Source organism: Nocardia otitidiscaviarum, assembly GCF_007362295.1.
Taxonomy (GTDB): domain Bacteria; phylum Actinomycetota; class Actinomycetes; order Mycobacteriales; family Mycobacteriaceae; genus Nocardia; species Nocardia otitidiscaviarum.
The window spans coordinates 152,089-171,171 of record NZ_CP041695.1; the positions used below are offsets into that span (position 1 = coordinate 152,089).

A 19,083-nucleotide genomic window follows, 5' to 3' on the forward strand; every position below is an offset into this window, starting at 1 on the left:
GGTCGGCATGTTCGTCAATACCCTGGTGCTGCGTACCCGGGTAGATGCCGCGATGCCGTTCGCGGACTTCCTGACCCGGGTGCGCGATGCCGATCTGGCCGCCTTCGCCCATGCCGACCTGCCGTTCGAGCGCCTGGTGGACGACCTCGTCACCGATCGTTCCACCGGCGCGCATCCGCTGTTCCAGGTCATGCTCAGCGTCACCGACGACAACACGGCAGCGCGACTGTCCCTACCCGGTCTGACCATCACGCCCATAGAGATCGCGGACACCACCGCGAAATTCGATCTGCACCTGGTGGCGGGCGAACGCTCCGGCGGCTTCGGCGGCAGCCTGCGCTACGCCGACGAACTCTTCGACGCCGAGACCGCGGCGTCCTTCGCCACCCGCTTCGTCCGGGTACTGCGGGCCGTGATCGCCGACCCGCGGATCCGGATCGGCGATATCGACCTGCTCGGCACCGCCGAACGGGCCCTGGTGTTGGAGCAGTGGAACGACACCGAGCACTCGCTGCCCGACGGCGCGACCCTGCTGTCGCCGTTCGAGGCGCGCGCCGCCCGCAGCCCCTTCGCCACCGCGGTCGTCCACCAGGGCATCAGCCGTACCTACGGCGATTTCGCCGCCCAGGTCCACCGCCTGGCGCGTCACCTGGTCGCCCAGGGTGTCGGACCGGACACCCTGGTCGCCCTGGACCTGCGCCGCTCTGTCGACCTGGTGGTCGGCATCTACGCGGTACTGGCCGCCGGTGGCGGCTATGTGCCGCTGGATCCCGACCATCCGGCCGAGCGTCGTGCCCATGTCGTCGACACCGCGGCACCGGTCTGCGTGCTCGCCGCCGGAGATGGTCCGGAATTCCCCGGTGTGCCCCGCGTCCGCGTCGACGAACTCGACACCACCGGTTACGACGACGCGCCGCTGACCGACGCGGACCGGCTGGCCCCGCTGCGCCCGCACCATCTGGCCTACGTCATCTTCACCTCGGGTTCGACCGGCCGCCCCAAGGGGGTGGCCGTCCCGCACGCCGCCGCTCTCAACCAGATCCGCTGGCTCGCTGCCGAATACCGGCTCGGCATTCACGATGTCGTCCTGCTCAAGACCCCCGCCACCTTCGACGTCTCGGTGTGGGAACTGTTCGCTCCCTTGGCGACCGGAGCCCGACTGGTCGTGGCCGAGCCCGACGGCCATCGCGATCCCCGCTACCTGGCCGAGGTGATCGCGGCCGAACGGGTCACCATCACCTCCTTCGTCCCTTCCATGCTCCGGGCTTTCGCCGAGGAGGCCCCGCCGCGCGCGGCCGACTCCGTGCGCGCCCTGCTGGTCGCGGGTGAGGAGTTGACCGCCGATACCGTGGCCGCCTTCCGCCGCCTCGGTACGACCCCGCTGCACAACCTGTACGGCCCCACCGAATTCACCGTGCACGCCACCGTCGCGCCGGTCCCCGCCGAGATGGACGGCCAGGTCCCGATCGGCGGTCCGGTCTGGAATACCCGTGTCTACGTGCTGGATTCCCGCCTGCGTCCGGTCGCCCCCGGGCTGGTGGGCGAACTCTATCTCGCGGGAACCCAGCTCGCCCGCGGCTACCTCCGGCGCTGCGAGCTGACCGCGGATCGCTTCGTGGCCAACCCCTTCGGCGTCGGCGAGCGCATGTACCGCACCGGCGACCTGGTGCGCTGGGACCCCGACGGGCAGCTGATCTATCTGGGCCGCAGCGACTTCCAGGTCAAACTGCGCGGCCTGCGCATCGAACTCGGCGAGATCGAAGCAGCCCTCACCGCCCAGGCGTCGGTGGCCCGAGCGGTGGTCACACTACGCAACGACCCCCCGACCGGCGATCGACTGGTCGCCTACCTCGTTCCCGCGGTCGAGCAGCCCGCGCCGGACGCCGCCGCGCTGCATGCGGCGTTGTCGCTGTCGCTGCCCCCCTACATGGTTCCGTCGGCCTTCGTCGTCCTCGACGAACTCCCACTGAACGCCAACGGCAAACTGGACCGCACCGCCCTGCCCGCACCTGCCCCCGAGGAACGCGAATTCCGCGCCCCCACCGGCTATTCGGAATGCCTCGTCGCCACCGTCTTCGCCGACGTCCTCGAACTCACCACCCCGGTCGGCGCGGATGACGATTTCTTCGCCCTGGGCGGCAACTCACTGGTCGCCACCCGCCTGGCCGCCCGGCTCGCCAAGCGCACCGGCGTGCCCGTCCCGCTGCGCACCATCTTCGACAACGCCACCGTTCACGCCCTGGCGGCCCGGATCGACACCGCCGAGCCGACCGGCGCCGAACCGGTGGCGCTCCCACCGGTCACCGCCCGGCACCGCGGCGACACCATTCCGCTGTCGATCGCCCAGCAGCGCATGTGGTTCCTCAATCGGTTCGACCCCCGCGGTGGCGGTTACAACATCCCCTTCGCCCTTCGCCTCACCGGCCAGCTCAACGTTCCCGCGCTGCGTAGCGCCATCGCCGACCTCATCGCCCGCCACGAGACCCTGCGCACGCTGTACCCGGAATACGACGGCCAGGCCACCCAGCTGATCCTGCCGCCGGACACGCGACTGGTGGATCCGGCGGCGGAGCCGGTCACCACCGCGGAGCTGCCGGGCCTGGTGGAGGCATTGGCGCGCACCACCTTCGACGTCACGGTGGAGGTGCCGCTGCGCGTTCGCCTGCTGCGGCTCATCGATGCCGACGAGCCCACCCACCTGCTGCTGTTCGTCATCCACCACATCGCCGCCGACGGTTGGTCCTTCGCGCCTCTCACCCGCGATCTCGCCCACGCCTATGTCGCGCGGTGCGCCGACACCGCGCCCAACAGCGCCCCCCTGCCCGTGCAGTACGCGGACTTCGCGCTCTGGCAGCGCGATGTGCTCGGCAGCGCCGAGGACGCCGGTTCGGTACTCGCTCGGCAGCTGGAGTACTGGCGCAACCGGCTTCGCGGCGTACCCGAGGCGCTGACGCTGCCCGCCGACCGCCCCCGTCCGGCCGTCGCGACGAATCGCGGCGGCGAGGTGAGCAGCCACCTGGACGCCGACCTGCACGCGGCCACCGTCGAATTCGCCAACGCCGCCCGCGCCACCCCGTTCATGGTGCTGCACACGGCACTGGCCGTCCTGCTGGCCCGGCTCTCGGGCACCCGCGACATCGTCATCGGCACACCCGTCGCCGGTCGCGGCGACGAGGCGCTGGACGACCTGGTCGGCATGTTCGTCAACACCCTGGTGCTGCGCACCGATGTCCGACCCGACGCCACCCTCGCCGAACTGCTGGCGCAGGTGCGCGACACCGACCTGGCCGCCTTCGAACACGCCGCGGTACCGTTCGAGCAGCTGGTCGAGGTGCTGAATCCGGTTCGCTCCCAAGCGCATGCGCCGATCTACCAGGTCGGGTTCACGCTCCAGAATCACAGCCAGCCCGAGTTCCGCCTGGCTCGCCTGGCCATCGCCGCCATCGACGCGGGAGTGCGCCCCATCCAGTTCGACCTGGACTGGACCCTCACCGACCGTTACGACACCGCGGGCGCGCCCGCGGGTATCGACGTGCACCTGCACTACGCCCTCGACCTGTTCGACGAGGTGACGGCGCGCGACTTCCTGGCCGCCTTCGAACGGGTACTGCGCGCCATGATCGCCGATCCGCGGTGTGCGGCGGGCGATGTGGAGTTGCTGTCGGTGGCCGAGCGGGGGCTGCTGCTGTCCGACCGCAATGCCACCGTCCGGCAACTGCCCCGCGAAACCCTCGCCGATCTGCTCGACCGGCGGGCTGAACTCGATCCGGACGCCGTCGCCCTCCGCTTCGAGGGCGACTCGCTGACCTACGCCGAGCTGGCCGCGCGGGCGAATCGGCTGGCGCGCCGACTGATCGCGGCAGGTATCGGCCCGGACGACATCGTGGGCGTCACCGCGCACCGCTGTTTCGACATGGTGATCGCGCTCTATGCCGTCGTACATGCGGGCGCGGCCTATCTGCCGGTCGATCCGGAGCATCCGGCCGATCGCATCGCACACGTCCTCGCGACCTCGAACACCACGCTGGTGCTGACCGTCGGCGGCGTCGACCTGCCCGCGGTCGACGGCGTGCGATACCTCGATACCACCGCGACGGAGCTGTCCGCGCTGGCGGCCGGACCGGTCACCGACGCCGAGCGCCGTGCCCCGCTGCGCCCCGACAATCTCGCCTACGTGCTGTTCACCTCCGGCTCCACCGGTCTGCCCAAGGGGGTGGCGACCAGCCACGCCGCCATCATGAATCAGCTGCGCTGGCTGGAGAACCGCTACGGGGTCACTCGCGACGACCGGATCATGCAGCGTGCGCCGCTCACCTTCGACGTGTCGGTGTGGGAATGTTTCCTGCCCGCACTCGTCGGCGCGCCGCTGCTGATTCCGCGGCCGGGCGGTCACCGGGACCTCGACCATCTGGCCGGGCTCATGCGTGAGTTCGGCGTCACCATCGCCGAACACGTGCCCTCGGTGCTGGCGGCGCTCATCGCCGAGGGACACGGCGACGCGCTGCGGTCCTTCCGCCACCTGCACACCGGCGGCGAGGCGCTGCCCGCCGAACTGCTGACCCTGTTGCGCGAGCACGTCGGCGGCGCGGTGCACAACGCCTACGGGCCCACCGAGGCGGCCATCTCCGCCGTTTACCACGAATTCGGCGTGAGCGACGCCGACCACGAGGTCCCGATCGGGCGACCCAACTGGAACACCCGCGCCTATGTGCTGGACGCCCGGCTGCGCCCGGTACCGACCGGCGTCACCGGTGAGCTGTACCTGGCCGGTGCGCAGCTGGCCCGCGGCTATCAGGGGCGCGGCGCGCTCACCGCGGAACGCTTCACCGCCGACCCGTTCGGCGTGCCCGGAAGTCGCATGTACCGCACCGGCGACCTGGTGCGCTGGAGTCGGGACGGCGATCTGGTGTATTTGGGCCGCAACGACTTCCAGGTAAAGCTGCGCGGCCAGCGGATCGAACTCGGAGAGATCGAGGCGGCACTGCTGGCGGTGCCGGGCGTCGCCCATGCCGCCGTACTGCTGGCGCAGGATACGGCGGGCACCGAATGTCTGGTCGGATATCTCGCCGGAGAGGACATCTCCGAGACCGCCGTGCTGGAGCAGGTGCGCGACCGACTGCCCGGATACATGGTGCCCGCCCATCTGGTGGTGCTGGACGATATGCCGCGCACCAGCGTCGGCAAACTCGATCGCAAGGCGCTGCCCGCCGTCGAGTTCACCGCCGCCACTACCGCTTTCCGAGCACCTCGGGAAGGCGTGGAGTCAGTGCTCGCGGCCCTGGTGGCGGATCTGCTGGGCAGCGGACCCGTCGGCGCGGACGACGACTTCTTCGGTCGCGGCGGCAACTCACTGCTCGCGATGCGCCTGGTGGCCCGCGCCAACGCGGCGCTCGGCTGCGATCTGAGCGTGCGCGAGGTCTTCGACGCACCCACCGTGGCCGAACTGGCCGCGCGGGCCGTCCGCACCGACCGGCAGACCGCGGCACTGGCGCCGCGGCCGCGCCCGGAGCGAATCCCGCTGTCCCTGGCGCAGACTCGGATGTGGCTGCTCAACCGCCTGGAACCGGGATCGCCGCTCTACAACATCCCCGCCGCGCTCCGGCTCACCGGAACCCTGGATATCGACGCCCTGCGCGCCGCCGTCAGCGATGTCATGGCACGGCACGAGGCGCTGCGCACGCTGTTCCCGGCGGACGCCGACGGCCCGCGGCAGGACATCGTCCCCGTGACCGACGTGCCCGCGCCTGACCTCGAGCCGGTAGACGCAGCGGATCTGTCCGGCGCGGTGGCGGCCGTGGCCGGACGCGGATTCGACCTGCGCACCGAACTGCCGGTGCGCGTCGCCCTGCTGCGGGCCGCCCCGGACGAGCACGTACTGGTCGTGGTGACCCATCACATCGCCGCCGATGGCGTGTCCACCGGACCGCTGGCCCGCGACCTCATGGTGGCCTACGCCGCTCGCGCCGAGGGCACCCGGCCGTCGTGGCGGCCACTGCCGGTGCAGTACGCCGATTTCACGCTGTGGCAGCGGGAAGCGCTCGGCGACGCCGACGATCCTGCCTCGGCGCTGGCCGCCCAGATCGCCCACTGGCGCGCCGAACTCGCCGGCCTCGCCCCCGTGCTGGAACTGCCGACCGACCGCCCGCGTCCGCCGGTGTGGACCGGCCGGGGTGCGGCGCTGCTGTTCGCGCTGTCCGCCGACACCACCGCCGCGATCGCGGAACTCGCACGCCGCCAAGGAGTGTCGACCTTCATGGTGGTGCACGCCGCCTACGCGGTGCTGCTGGCGCGCCTGGCCGGAACCGACGACGTCGCTATCGGCACCCCGATCGCTGGACGCTCCGAACAGGCCCTGGATGACCTGGTCGGCATGTTCGTCAACACCCTGGTGCTGCGGACCCCGGTACGCTCGGACGCCACCTTCGCCCAGCTGCTCAGCACCGTCCGCGATGCCGACGTGCGGGCTTTCGCCCACGCCGACCTGCCGTTCGAGCGGTTGGTGGACGAACTGAACCCGGTGCGTTCCCAAGCGCATTCGCCGATCGTGCAGGCGCTGCTCACCTTCGAGCATCGCGACGACACCGTCCTGCGGCTGCCCGGCCTGGAGGTCTCCGGCTTCCCGATCGAGAACACCGCCGCCCAGTTCGACCTGTCGCTGGCCTGCACCGAGATCGCCGCCGAGGACGGCCGCACGGCACTGTCGGTGGCCCTGCGCTATGCCACCGACCTGTTCGACGCCGGTACCGCGTCCGCCTTCGCGGACCGGTTCCAGCGGGTGCTGCGGACCGCCGTCGCCGATGCCGCCGTGCGGGTCGGCGATATCGACCTGCTCGCCTCCGCGGAACGCGAACTGCTGCTGTCCGAGCGCAATGCCACCGCGGTCGGGCTCACGGCCGGACGATCCGAGCACGCCGCGCTGACCCTGGCCTCGCTCTTCGAGGGCCAGGTTGCGCGAACACCGGACGCGAGCGCGCTGACCTACGGCAATACCAGCCTGACATACTCCGAATTCGCTTCCCGGGCACGAAGACTCGCCCGATTCCTGATCGCAGAGGGCGTCGGCCCGGATACCTTCGTGGCCCTGGGCATGCGCCGCTCCATCGACCTGGTCGTCGGCATGTACGCCGTCGTCATGGCCGGTGGCGCATACGTGCCGCTGGACCCGGACCACCCCGCCGACCGCATCGAGTACATCCTCGGCACCGCCGATCCGGTCACCGTGCTCACTTCGGGTGACGACCTGGATGTCGATACCGCGCAGGTGCGCATAGACAGGCTCGACCTGTCGACCTACACCGACACCCCGGTCACCGACGCCGACCGCCGCTGTGCGCTGCGGTCCGGCCACACCGCGTACGTGATCTTCACCTCGGGGTCGACCGGTCGCCCCAAGGGTGTCGCGGTCTCGCACGCCGCCATCGTGAACCGCCTGGTGTGGATGCAGTACGAGTACCGCATCGGCACCGGCGACGTGGTGCTGCAGAAGACCCCGGCCACCTTCGACGTTTCGGTGTGGGAGTTCTTCTGGCCCTTGCAGATCGGCGCCCGTCTGGTGCTCGCCGCACCCGACGGCCACCGCGATCCCGCCTACCTGGCCGAACTCGTCGCCCGCGAAGGCATCACGGTCGCCCACTTCGTGCCGTCCATGCTGGCCGTCTTCGTGGCCGCACTCGACGCCACCGACGGGCACACCCGAATCCGGTTCCACCAGGTGTTCGCCTCCGGGGAGGCGTTGCCGTCCAAGTCCGCGCAGCGGCTGCGGGAGCTGACCGGGGCCCGGCTGCACAACCTGTACGGGCCGACCGAGGCCGCCGTGGACGTCACCTATCACGAGGTCACCGACGCCGACGTCGATACGGTTCCCATCGGCGTTCCCGTCTTCAACACTCGGGTCTACGTGTTGGACGCACGCCTGCACCCCGTCCCGGCGGGCGTCGCCGGCGAGCTGTACCTGGCCGGGGACCAGCTCGCCACGGCATACGTGGCGCGGCCCGATCTGACCTCGGATCGGTTCGTGGCCAACCCCTTCGGCGCCGGCGAGCGCATGTATCGCACCGGTGACCTGGTGAGGTGGAACGCCGATGGTGAGTTGGAATATCTGGGACGCACCGACTTCCAGGTCAAGCTGCGCGGACTGCGCATCGAGCCGGGCGAGATCGAAGCCGCCCTCGCCGAGCTGGATTCCGTCACCCAGGCGGTGGTCGTGGTGCGTCACGATCAGCGCACCGGAGATCAGCTGGTCGCCTACCTCACGGCCGCCGGTGACATCGACCCGCAGCGGGTGAAAGCCGAATTGGCGCAGTGCCTTCCGGCGTACATGCTGCCGAACGCCATCGTGGTGCTCGACGAGATGCCGCTCAATGCCTCCGGCAAGCTGGACCGCGGGGCGCTGCCCGCACCGTCCTACACCCCCGAGGTCTACCGCGCCCCCGCCACCGCGGCGGAGCACACGGTGGCCGCCGTCTTCGCCGAGGTGCTGGGTCGCGATCGGATCGGCCTGGACGACGACTTCTTCGAACTCGGCGGCAACTCGCTCATCGCCACCCGGGTGGTGGCCCGGCTCTCGGCCGCGCTCTCGGCCGATATCGAGATGCGGGCCGTCTTCGAGGCCCCCACCGTGGCGGCACTGGCCGCGCACGCCGCCATCCGGACCGGCACCGCCCGTGTTCGTGCGCCGCTGACCCCGGCCCCGCGGCCGGAACGGATTCCGCTGTCCCCGGCCCAGCAGCGCATCTGGCTGCTGAACCGCCTCGAGGCGAGCGCCGCCGTGTACAACATCCCGCTGGTGGTGCGCCTGTCGGGAACCCTCGACATCGCCGCGCTCGGGTCGGCCGTCGCCGATGTGGCGGCCCGGCACGAAGTGCTGCGCACCAGCTACCCCGACACTCCGGACGGTCCGGTGCAGCGGATACGGCCGCCGGACGCGGTGGCCGCCGAACTCGCCCCGGTCGCCTCGGACCCCGCGCGGCTGACCGACGACATCGCCGCCGTCGTGGCCCCCGGCTTCGACGTCACCACCGACCCGCCCTTCCGGGTGGCGCTGCTGCGGCTGGCCGCCGACGACCACGTCCTGGTGTTCGTCGTCCATCACATCGCGGCCGACGGTTGGTCACTGGCTCCGCTGGCCCGCGATCTGGTCACTGCGTACACGGCCCGGACTCACGGCGCGGCTCCGGACTGGACGCCGCTGCCGGTGCAGTACGCCGACTACGCCCTCTGGCAGCGTGCCCTGCTCGGCGCGGACGACGACCCCGAATCGCTGGCGGGTCGGCAACTTTCGTACTGGCGACGGCAACTGGCCGAACTGCCGGAGGAACTGCGGCTGCCGACGGACCGCCCGCGTGGTACCAGGCCGACCTTCCGCGGCGGTCGCTTCGCCTTCACCGTGGACGCCGAAACCCACGCTGCGCTGGCGGGATTGGCGCGCGAACACAATGCCACCCTCTTCATGGTGGTGCACGCCGCACTGGCCGTGCTGCTGGCCCGCCTGTCCGCGAGCACCGATATCGCTATCGGCACCCCGGTCGCGGGCCGTGGCGAGGCGGCGCTGGACGACCTGGTCGGCATGTTCGTCAATACCCTCGTGCTGCGGACCGAGGTGCGCGGCGACGATACCTTTCATGCGCTGGTGGAATCGGTCCGTGACACCGATATGGCGGCGTTCGCCCACGCCGACCTGCCCTTCGAACGGCTGGTGGAGGCCGTGCGCCCGGCCCGCGCCAGCGGCCGCCATCCGCTGTTCCAGGTGGCGCTGACCTTCCAGAACTTCGCCGCGACCACCGCCGAGCTGCCCGGCGTCACCATGACTACGCTGGATGCCGCGGGCGACGACACCGCCCGATTCGATCTGTCGGTGGCCCTGCGCGACCAGGTGACGGCGGCGGGCGCACCCGCCGGCATCGACGGCGAGATCACCTTCGCCCGCGACCTTTTCGACGACGAGACGGTCGAGGTCCTGGCCGAGCGCTTCCTCCGGTTGTTGACGGCCGCCGCCGCGCGGCCGGAGACCGCGGTGGGTGATCTGCCGCTGCTATCGGCGGCCGAGCGCGCCGGGTTCACCGCCGTGCCCGCCGCGAGTCGCACGGCACTGCTGCCGGAGATCGCGAGCCGCGGCAGTATTCACGGCTACGAGCGGATCGCCGTGCGCGCCGAGGGCGGCGAGATCACCTATCAGCAGTTGCACGAGGTGAGCAATCGCCTGGCCCGACTGCTCGTCTCCCGGGGCGTGGGCCCGGAGCGGCGGGTAGCGGTGGCCTTCCCGCGCTCGGCCGACGGGGTGGTCGCCGCGCTGGCCGTGGCCAAGGCGGGCGGCGCGTTCGTCCCCGTCGACCCGGCCCACGCCGCCGACCGCGTGCGCTACGTCCTCGCCGACGCCGCGCCGGTGCTCGGCGTCACGCTCGCCGAATTCGCGGCGGACCTGCCCGCCGACCTGCCGTGGCTGCTTCTCGACGATCCGGCCGTGGTGGCCGAGTGCGCCCGCTACCGCGCCACCGATCCGACCGATGCCGACCGGCTGTCCCCGCTGCGGGTGGACCACCCGGCCTACCTGATCTACACCTCCGGTTCCACCGGAAAGCCCAAGGGCGTCACCGTCACCCACGCGGGTCTGCGGCCCTTGGTTGACCATGCCGTGGTGCGATACGGGCTCACCGCCGAGGACCGGATGCTCCAGATCCGCATCCCCGTCGCCGACCCGTTCGTGCTCGAATGGCTGTGCGCCTTCGCGACCGGCGCGACGCTGGTGATCGCGCCGCCGTCGGTGTACGGCGGCCCCGAACTCGCCGAACTCGTGCGAGACGAGGGGGTGACCCATGCCCTGATCCCGCCCGGCGTGCTGGCCACCATGGACCCTGCCGGACTCGACCGGCTGCGCGTCCTGCACGTCGGCGGCGACGTCACCACCCCCGAACTGGTGGCCGCGTGGCAGCCGGGCCGCACCTATCTGAACGCCTACGGCCCCACCGAGACCACCATTGTCGCCACCTACGCCGACCTGGCCCCCGGGCGGCGCGTCGGTATCGGCGCACCGATTCCAGGCACGGCCGCACTGGTATTGGATGAACGCCTCGCACCGGTCCCCCCGGGCGTGGCTGGGGAACTGTACCTGTCCGGCCCCGGCCTCGCGCGCGGCTATCACGGCGCACCCGGCCTCAGCGCCGATCGATTCGTCGCCAACCCGTGGGGTGCGCCCGGATCGCGCATGTACCGCACCGGAGATCTGGTGCGCCGGATACCCGGAGCCTTCGGAGACTGGGAACTGGAGTACCTGGGGCGCACCGATTTCCAGGTGAAGGTTCGCGGATTCCGGGTCGAGCTCGGCGAGATCGACAGCGTGCTCGCCGACCACCCGGCCGTGGCGCGGGTCGTTACCGTCGGTCGTCCCGACCAGCTCGGACAGACCGTGCTCGCGTCGTATGTCGTTCTCGCCGAGGCGAGTACGGTCGGCGAAGCGGACCTGCGCGAGCACGCTGCCCGTGGTCTCGCGCCCTATATGGTGCCGTCCGCGATCGTGATACTCGATGCCCTGCCGCTCACCCCGGCCGGAAAACTCGATCGCCGGGCACTGCCCGAGCCTCAGTTCCGCGCCCGTGCGTTCCGTACTCCCGCTACCCCACTGGAGGAACTGGTCGCGGCGGTCTTCGCGGATGTGCTCGGGCTGCCGCCGGTCGGCGCGGACGACGACTTCTTCGAACTCGGCGGCAACTCGCTCATCGCCACCCGGGTCACCGCCCGGCTGGGCGAGCGGCTGGGGCGTCGGGTTCCGGTGCCGACGCTGTTCGAGGCTCCGGTCGTGCACGCGCTGGCGGCCCGCCTCGTCGCGGACGACATCGCACCCGCGCTGCCCGCACTGACCGCCGGGCCACGTCCGGCACCGATTCCGCTGTCCCCGGCACAGCAGCCCATGTGGCTGATGAACCGGCTGGACCCCGAATCCCCGGCCTACAACATCCCCGCCGCGGTGCGGATTCTCGGCGAACTCGACCACGCCGCCATGCGCGCCGCCTTCGCCGACGTGGTGGCCCGGCACGAGGCACTGCGCACCGTCTTCCCGCTCGACGACGACGGGGAGGGGCACCAGGTGATCCTGCCCCCGCACACCGCGCTGTCGCCGGAGGTGGAGCCGGTCGCGGGCGCGGTGGCCGAGCGGGTGGCCGAGATCGCCTCCGTCGGTTTCGACGTCACCACCGAGGTGCCGCTGCGCGCGGTGCTGCTGCGCGAGGCCGAGCACAGCCACGTGCTGGTGGTGGTGCTGCACCACATCATCGCCGACGGCTTCTCCATGAACCCCCTGCTGCGCGATATCGTCACCGCCTATCTCGCCCGTCGCTCGGGCAGCGGCCCGGCCTGGTCGCCGCTGCCGGTGCAGTACGCCGACTACACGCTGTGGCAGCATCGAGTGCTGGAAACCGTTGCGGCGGAGGAACTCACATTCTGGCGCGAGACGCTGGCCGGATTGCCGGACGAACTGCCGCTGCCCACCGACCGACCCCGCCCGGCGCTGTCCTCGCGGCGCGGTGCGGTGGTGCGCGGACGGATCGGCGGCGGCGTCGGAGCCCGGCTGGACGGTGTCGCCAAGCGGCACGGCGTGACACCGTTCATGGTGTTGCACGCCGCGCTGTCGGTACTGCTGGCCCGCCTGTCCGGTACCGATGACATCGCCATCGGCACGCCGGTGGCGGGGCGCGGAGCGAGCGCCCTGGACGGGATGGTCGGGATGTTCGTCAACACCCTCGCCCTGCGCACCCGCATCGACCACCCCGACCGCACCTTCGCCGAACTGCTCGCCGCGACCCGCGCGGTGGACGTGGCCGCCTTCGCCCACGCCACCGTGCCGTTCGAACGGGTGGTGGATGCCCTCGGCGTCGAACCCACCCAGGCCCGGCATCCGCTGTTCACCGTCAGCCTGAGCTATGTGAACCTGGACTCGCGTACCCACGCGGTGCCCGGTTTGGTGCTGGAGGGCGTCGACTTCGACGACAGCGTCGCGAAATTCGACCTCACCTTCACCGTCGGGGAGACGCTCGACGCCGACGGCCACCTGCCGGTGGAGCTGACCTACGCCACCGACCTCTATGACGCGTCGACGGCGGCCGAGTTGCTGCGCCGCTTCGGGCGGGTGCTGGGTGCGGTCACCGCCGACCCGCGGCGTCGGGTCGGTGAGATCGAGATTCTCGCCCCCGCCGAGCGCGCCGAGATTCTCGACCGCAGCGGTCCGCACCCGATCGCACCGCGCACCCTGGCCGAGATCATGCGCGCGGCCGTGGCACTGGACCCCGAGGCCACCGCCCTGGTGTACGCGGGACGGGACATGAGCTACCGGGAACTGGACGAGCGTTCCTCCCGGCTGGCCCGACTGCTCATCCGCGACGGTCTCGGGGCGGAGGACGTCGTCGCCGTCGCCATTCCCCGGTCGCTCGATTCCCTGGTGGCGCTGTGGGCGGTGGCGAAGTCGGGGGCGGTCTTCCTGCCGGTGGATCCCACCTATCCGGCCGAGCGCATCACCCATATGCTCACCGACTCCGGCGCGCGGATCGGCCTCACCGTCGCCGCCGCAGCGGCCGCGCTGCCCGCAGGCGTCCGATGGCTGCCGCTGGACGCCGACGCGACCGCGGTACAGCTGCGGCACACCGACTGTGCGCCCGTCACCGACGACGAACTGGTACGCCCGGTGACCGTCGGCAATGCCGCGTGGATGATGTACACCTCCGGTTCCACCGGAAAGCCCAAGGGCGTGGTGGTCACCCACGCCGGCATCGCCGGTGTGGCCGCCCTGCACCAGGAACGCTGCCCCACCACGGCCGCCGCCCGCGTCCTGCACCGGGCCTCGCCCAGCTTCGACGCCTCCCTCATGGAGGTGCTCATGGCGCTGCCGGTCGGCGCGGCCCTGGTCATCGCGCCCGCCGATGTCTTCGGCGGTACGGAGATGTCGGAACTCATTCGCGCCGAGCGGGTTACGCACGCGCTCATCACGCCATCGGTGCTGCACACCCTGGACGCGGACGCACTGTCGGGACTGCGGCACCTGTCGGTGGGTGGCGAGGGTTTCGGCCCGGAACTGATCCGGCGCTGGGGACGAGATCGCGAGCTGTACAACTCCTACGGCCCGACCGAGGCCACCATCACCACCCATATGAGCTCCCCGCTGCGCCCCGGCGCCCCGGCGGTACTCGGCGGTCCGGCCGACGGTCTGTCGGCCGTGGTGCTCGACCGTCGGCTGCGACCGGTGCCCGACGGGGTGACCGGTGAAATGTACCTGCGGGGGCCGGGACTGGCGCGGGGCTACCACGGTCTACACGGTCTCACCGCCGGCCGCTTCGTGGCCGACCCGTACGGTGCGCCCGGTGACAGGCTCTACCGCACCGGTGATCTGGTGCGCTGGACCACGCGGGCGGCTGACGGAGCCGCCGCTCCGACGCTGGAATACCTGGGCCGCACCGATGATCAGGTGAAAGTACGCGGCCTGCGCATCGAGCTCGGCGAAATCGACACGGTGCTGACCGCGCACCCCGCGATCGACAGCGCGGTGACGATCGGGCACCGCGACACCACCGGCGAGATCGCCCTGGTGTCCTACGTGGTGCCCGCGCCCGGCCAAGCCGTCGACGTGGACGCGCTGCGCGCCTTCGCGGCCCGTTCGCTCATCGCCTACATGGTGCCCGCCGCCGTCATGGTCATCGACGCCATCCCGCTCACTCCGACCGCCAAGCTGGATCGAAAGGCGCTGCCGGAACCGGTTTTCCGGGAAGCGGCGTATCGGGCTCCGGTCACCGCCACCCAACGGCGCGTCGCCGAAACCATGGCCGAGCTGCTGGGGCGGGCCGTCGACCGTGTCGGTCTCGACGACGACTTCTTCGCCCTCGGCGGCAATTCGCTGAGCGCGGCGAAGCTCTCGGCCCGGCTGTCCACCCGCCTCGGCGCCCCCGTGGCCATGCGGACCGTGTTCGAGCATCCCACCGTCGCCGCCTTGGCGGCGGCCGTGGCCGATGCCGCTCCGGCAGCGGCGGAACCGGTGCTCGTACCGCGAACCGATCACGGTCCGGTGCCGCTGTCCCCGGCGCAGCAGCGCATGTGGTTCCTCAACCGTTTCGACACCGCCGGCGCGGCCACCGCCGACGGCACCGCGGCGGCGGCCTACAACATCCCACTCGCCATCCGGCTCACCGGCGATCTGGATATCGAGGCCCTCACCGCCGCGCTGTCCGACGTGACCGCCCGGCACGAATCGCTGCGCACGGTCTACCCGCTCACCGACTCCGGTCCGGTGCAGGTGGTCGTGCCCGCCGAACGGGCACCTGTGCCGGAGCTGACCCCGATTCCCGTCGCGGCGGCCGATATCACCGCCGCGGTCACCGAATTCGTCGGCGCGGCCTTCGACGTCACCGTCGAGATCCCGCTGCGGGCGCGGCTCTACGCCGTGGCCGAGGACGACCACGTGCTCGCGGTGTCGGTGCACCACATCGCCGCCGACGGCGCCTCACTCGCACCGCTGGCCCGCGATGTGGTGACCGCCTACGCGGCCCGCCGCACCGGTGGGGCGCCCGCGTGGTCGCCGCTTCCGGTGCAGTACGCCGACTACTCGGTGTGGCAGCGCGCCCGCCTCGGCGCCGAGGACGACCCGCACTCCCTGGCGGCCCGGCAACTGCGGTTCTGGACCGAGACGTTGGCCGGTCTACCCGACCAGCTCGCACTGCCCACGGACCGCCCGCGTCCGGCGGTGGTGTCCACGGCCGGGCGGCAGGTGGAATTCACCATCGACGCCGAAACCCATGCTCGACTGCTCGAAGTGGGCCGTGGCCGGGGCGCGACGCTGTTCATGGTGGTGCACGCCGCGTTCTCGCTGCTGCTGTCACGCCTGTCCGGGGACGCGGCGATCGCGGTGGGCACCCCGGTGTCCGGCCGTGGGGCGGACGCCCTGGACGATCTGGTCGGCATGTTCGTGAACACCCTGGTGCTGCGGGCGGATATCGACCCCGCCGTGGGCTTCACCGCTCTGCTGGACCGGGTGCGCGCCACCGACCTGGCCGCGTTCTCGCACGCCGACGTGCCCTTCGAACGTCTCGTCGAAGTGCTGAACCCGGTGCGTTCCACCGCGCGGCACCCGCTGTTCCAGGTGGGGTACTCGTTCAACAATGTGACGGGCGGTGAGTTCGCCCTCGATGGGCTCACCGTCCGCCCGGTCGAATACGACACCACGGTATCGCGATTCGACCTGCATCTGGTGGTGGCCGACCGCTATCACGCCGACGGCGTGCCCGCCGGCCTGGACGCCGCCATCACCTACGCCACGGCACTGTTCGACGAGGGCACCGTCGCCGGGCTCGCCTCCCGGTTCCAGCGTCTGCTCGGCGAGATCCTCGCCCGGCCCACGACACCGGTGGGTGAGCTGGAGCTGCTCGCGCCCCGGGAACGGGTCCACATCCTCGAACACTGGAACGACACCGCCGCCGCGGTGGACGATCGATCCACGCTGGCCTCGCTGCTCTACGCGAGCGCGGCGGCCGATCCGGACGCCGTCGCCCTGGTGGCGTGGAGCTCGCACGGCCGTGTCGTGCTCACCTATGCCGAACTCGGTGATCGGGTGAATCGCCTGGCGCGGCACCTGATCTCGCTGGGTGTCGGCCCCGAAGCGCGGGTCGCGCTGGCGCTGCGGCGTTCGGTGGACCTGGTGGTGGCCATGTACGCGGTCTCGGTCGCGGGTGGTGCGTACGTGCCGGTGGACCCCGACCAGCCCGCCGATCGGACCGACTACATCCTCGAGACGTCGGCACCGGTCTGCGTACTCACCGACGCGTCCTACCGCACCGCGGTCGCCCCGCTGGTGCGCATCGACGATCCGGCGCTGGCATCGCTTGCGGCCGAGCCGATCACCGATGCCGACCGGTGTGCGCCGCTGTCGGCGGCCCACACCGCCTACGTGATCTTCACCTCCGGCTCCACCGGCCGCCCGAAGGGCGTGGCGGTGCCGCACGGAGCGGTGGTCAACCAGTTGCTCTGGAAACGAGCCGAATTCGGCCTGCATGCCGCCGACGCCATCCTGTTGAAGACGGCCGCCACCTTCGACCTTTCGGTGTGGGAGTTCTGGTCGGCCGCCGTCTGCGGCGGTCGCCTCGTCATCGCCGCTCCCGACGCGCACCGCGATCCCCGCGCCCTCGACGAGCTGATGGCGCGGGAGGGGGTCACCACTCTGCACACCGTCCCCGCCATGCTCGACGCCCTGCTCATCGACGGACTGCCAGGCACCGTGCGGCGCGTGCTGGCCATCGGCGAGACCTTGAACTCCGCACTGGCACAACGCCTCCGCCGCCATCACCCGCAGGTGGAGTTGTTCAATCTGTACGGTCCCACCGAAGCGGCGGTATCGATCACGAGCCACCGCGTGGGGGCCGCCGACGAGTTGTCGGTTCCCATCGGCCGCCCGGAATGGAACAGCCGTGTCTACGTGTTGGACGCGCGCTTGCGGCCCGTTCCGGCCGGTGTCTCGGGCGAGCTCTATCTCGCGGGAGCCCAGCTGGCCCGCGGCTACTTCGCACGTCCCGACCTCACCGCGGAGCGCTTCGTGGCCAACCCGTTCACCCCGGGTGAGCGCATGTACCGCACCGGCGACCTGGCGGCGTGGAATGCCGAGGGGGAACTGGAATACCGCGGCCGCACCGACTTCCAGGTGAAGATCCGGGGCTTCCGCATCGAGCTCGGCGAGATCGAGGCGGCGCTGTCGGCGCTGCCCGAGGTGGCTCGGGCAGCGGTGCTTATGAAGTCGGACCCCCACACCGGCGAGCGACTGGTTGCCTACGTGGTTCCGGCGCAGCCGCGTACCCCGGGTACGGAACCCGCCCTGGACCTCCCCCGGGTCCGGTCGGCCCTGACGGCATCCCTGCCGTCCTATATGGTCCCGTCCGACTTCCTGGTCCTGGATGAACTACCGCACAATGTCAACGGAAAGCTCGACCGCGACGCGCTGCCGGAACCGACCTTCGCCCCTCGCGAATACCGTTCTCCGCGAACAGATCTGGAGCACCAGATTTGTGCTGCCTTCGCCACGGTCTTGCCTGCGGTGCGCATCGGCTTGGACGACAACTTCTTCGAACTCGGCGGCAACTCCCTGCTCGCCGTGCGCTTGGCCGCCGAGTTGAGCGACACAGTGGCCGAACGAATCCCGGTGTCCGTCCTGTTCACCGCCCCCACCCCGGGCGAACTGGCCACCCGCCTCGCCCACGGACACCCCGGCGCCCTCGACCCGGACGCGGCCTTCTCCGTGCTCCTGCCGCTGCGCCCGACCGGCACCGGTGCCCCGCTGTTCTGCATCCATCCCGCGGGTGGCATCGCCTGGTCTTTTGCCGGTCTGACCGCCCACCTCGACGCCGACCGACCCATCTACGGCCTGCAATCCCCGACCCTGGCCCCCGATACGTCCCTGCCCGATTCCATCGAGGAGTGGGCTGCGGAGTACGTCCGCGAGATTCGCGCCGTCCAGCCGGAAGGCCCCTACCACCTGCTCGGCTGGTCGCTGGGCGGTGTGCTGGCCCATGCCGTCGCGGTCCTGCTCCAGGACCAGGGCCAGTCCGTCGCCACCCTGGCCATGCTGGACAGCTCCCTGGCGGTCGCCGCCGATGAGCCGACCACCATTCCCGTCGCACAGGTTCTGGGCGGACTGCTCGCCGATCCGCACGAGCTGGATGACGCCGCACCCGCCGTCGTGGCCGAACACCTTGCCGCACTGGGCGAGCCGTTCTCTGCCCTCGGGGTAGACCGGATCGCGCGCATCATCGACGGCGGCGTGCGCTCGCTCGGCCTCATCGCCGAGCACCGTCCCCGGCGCTTCAAGGGCGATCTGCTGTATTTCGCTGCCGCCTTCGACGATCCGAGCGGCACCTCCGGCGTCTCGACCTGGTCCGACGCCATCGACGGCGTGGTGCACAACCACGCCGTGCAGGCCACTCACTGGCGCATGACCGCACCGGAGGCCCTCGCGCATATCGGCCGCGTGCTCAATGCGGTCCGCAGGCAAGCCGGGCCGCGCTAGCCGCCCACTCCGACGCCGCACGGCCGTGACCCGGCCGTGCGGCTGGCTCCCACGCGAAAACC

Annotated in this window: 1 protein-coding gene (only partly in view); it reads left to right on the plus strand. The window is 71.1% G+C overall.

The features are described 5' to 3' along the window. A protein-coding gene (locus FOH10_RS00690) for a non-ribosomal peptide synthetase (protein ID WP_143979219.1) crosses the window boundary here: on the plus strand, positions 1–19,021 show its 3' portion. It extends 6,302 nt beyond the left edge of the window; the window shows 19,021 of its 25,323 coding nt (coding positions 6,303–25,323); its start codon lies beyond the left edge, outside the window; it ends in the stop codon at positions 19,019–19,021. The last annotated feature ends 62 nt before the right edge of the window (positions 19,022–19,083 follow it).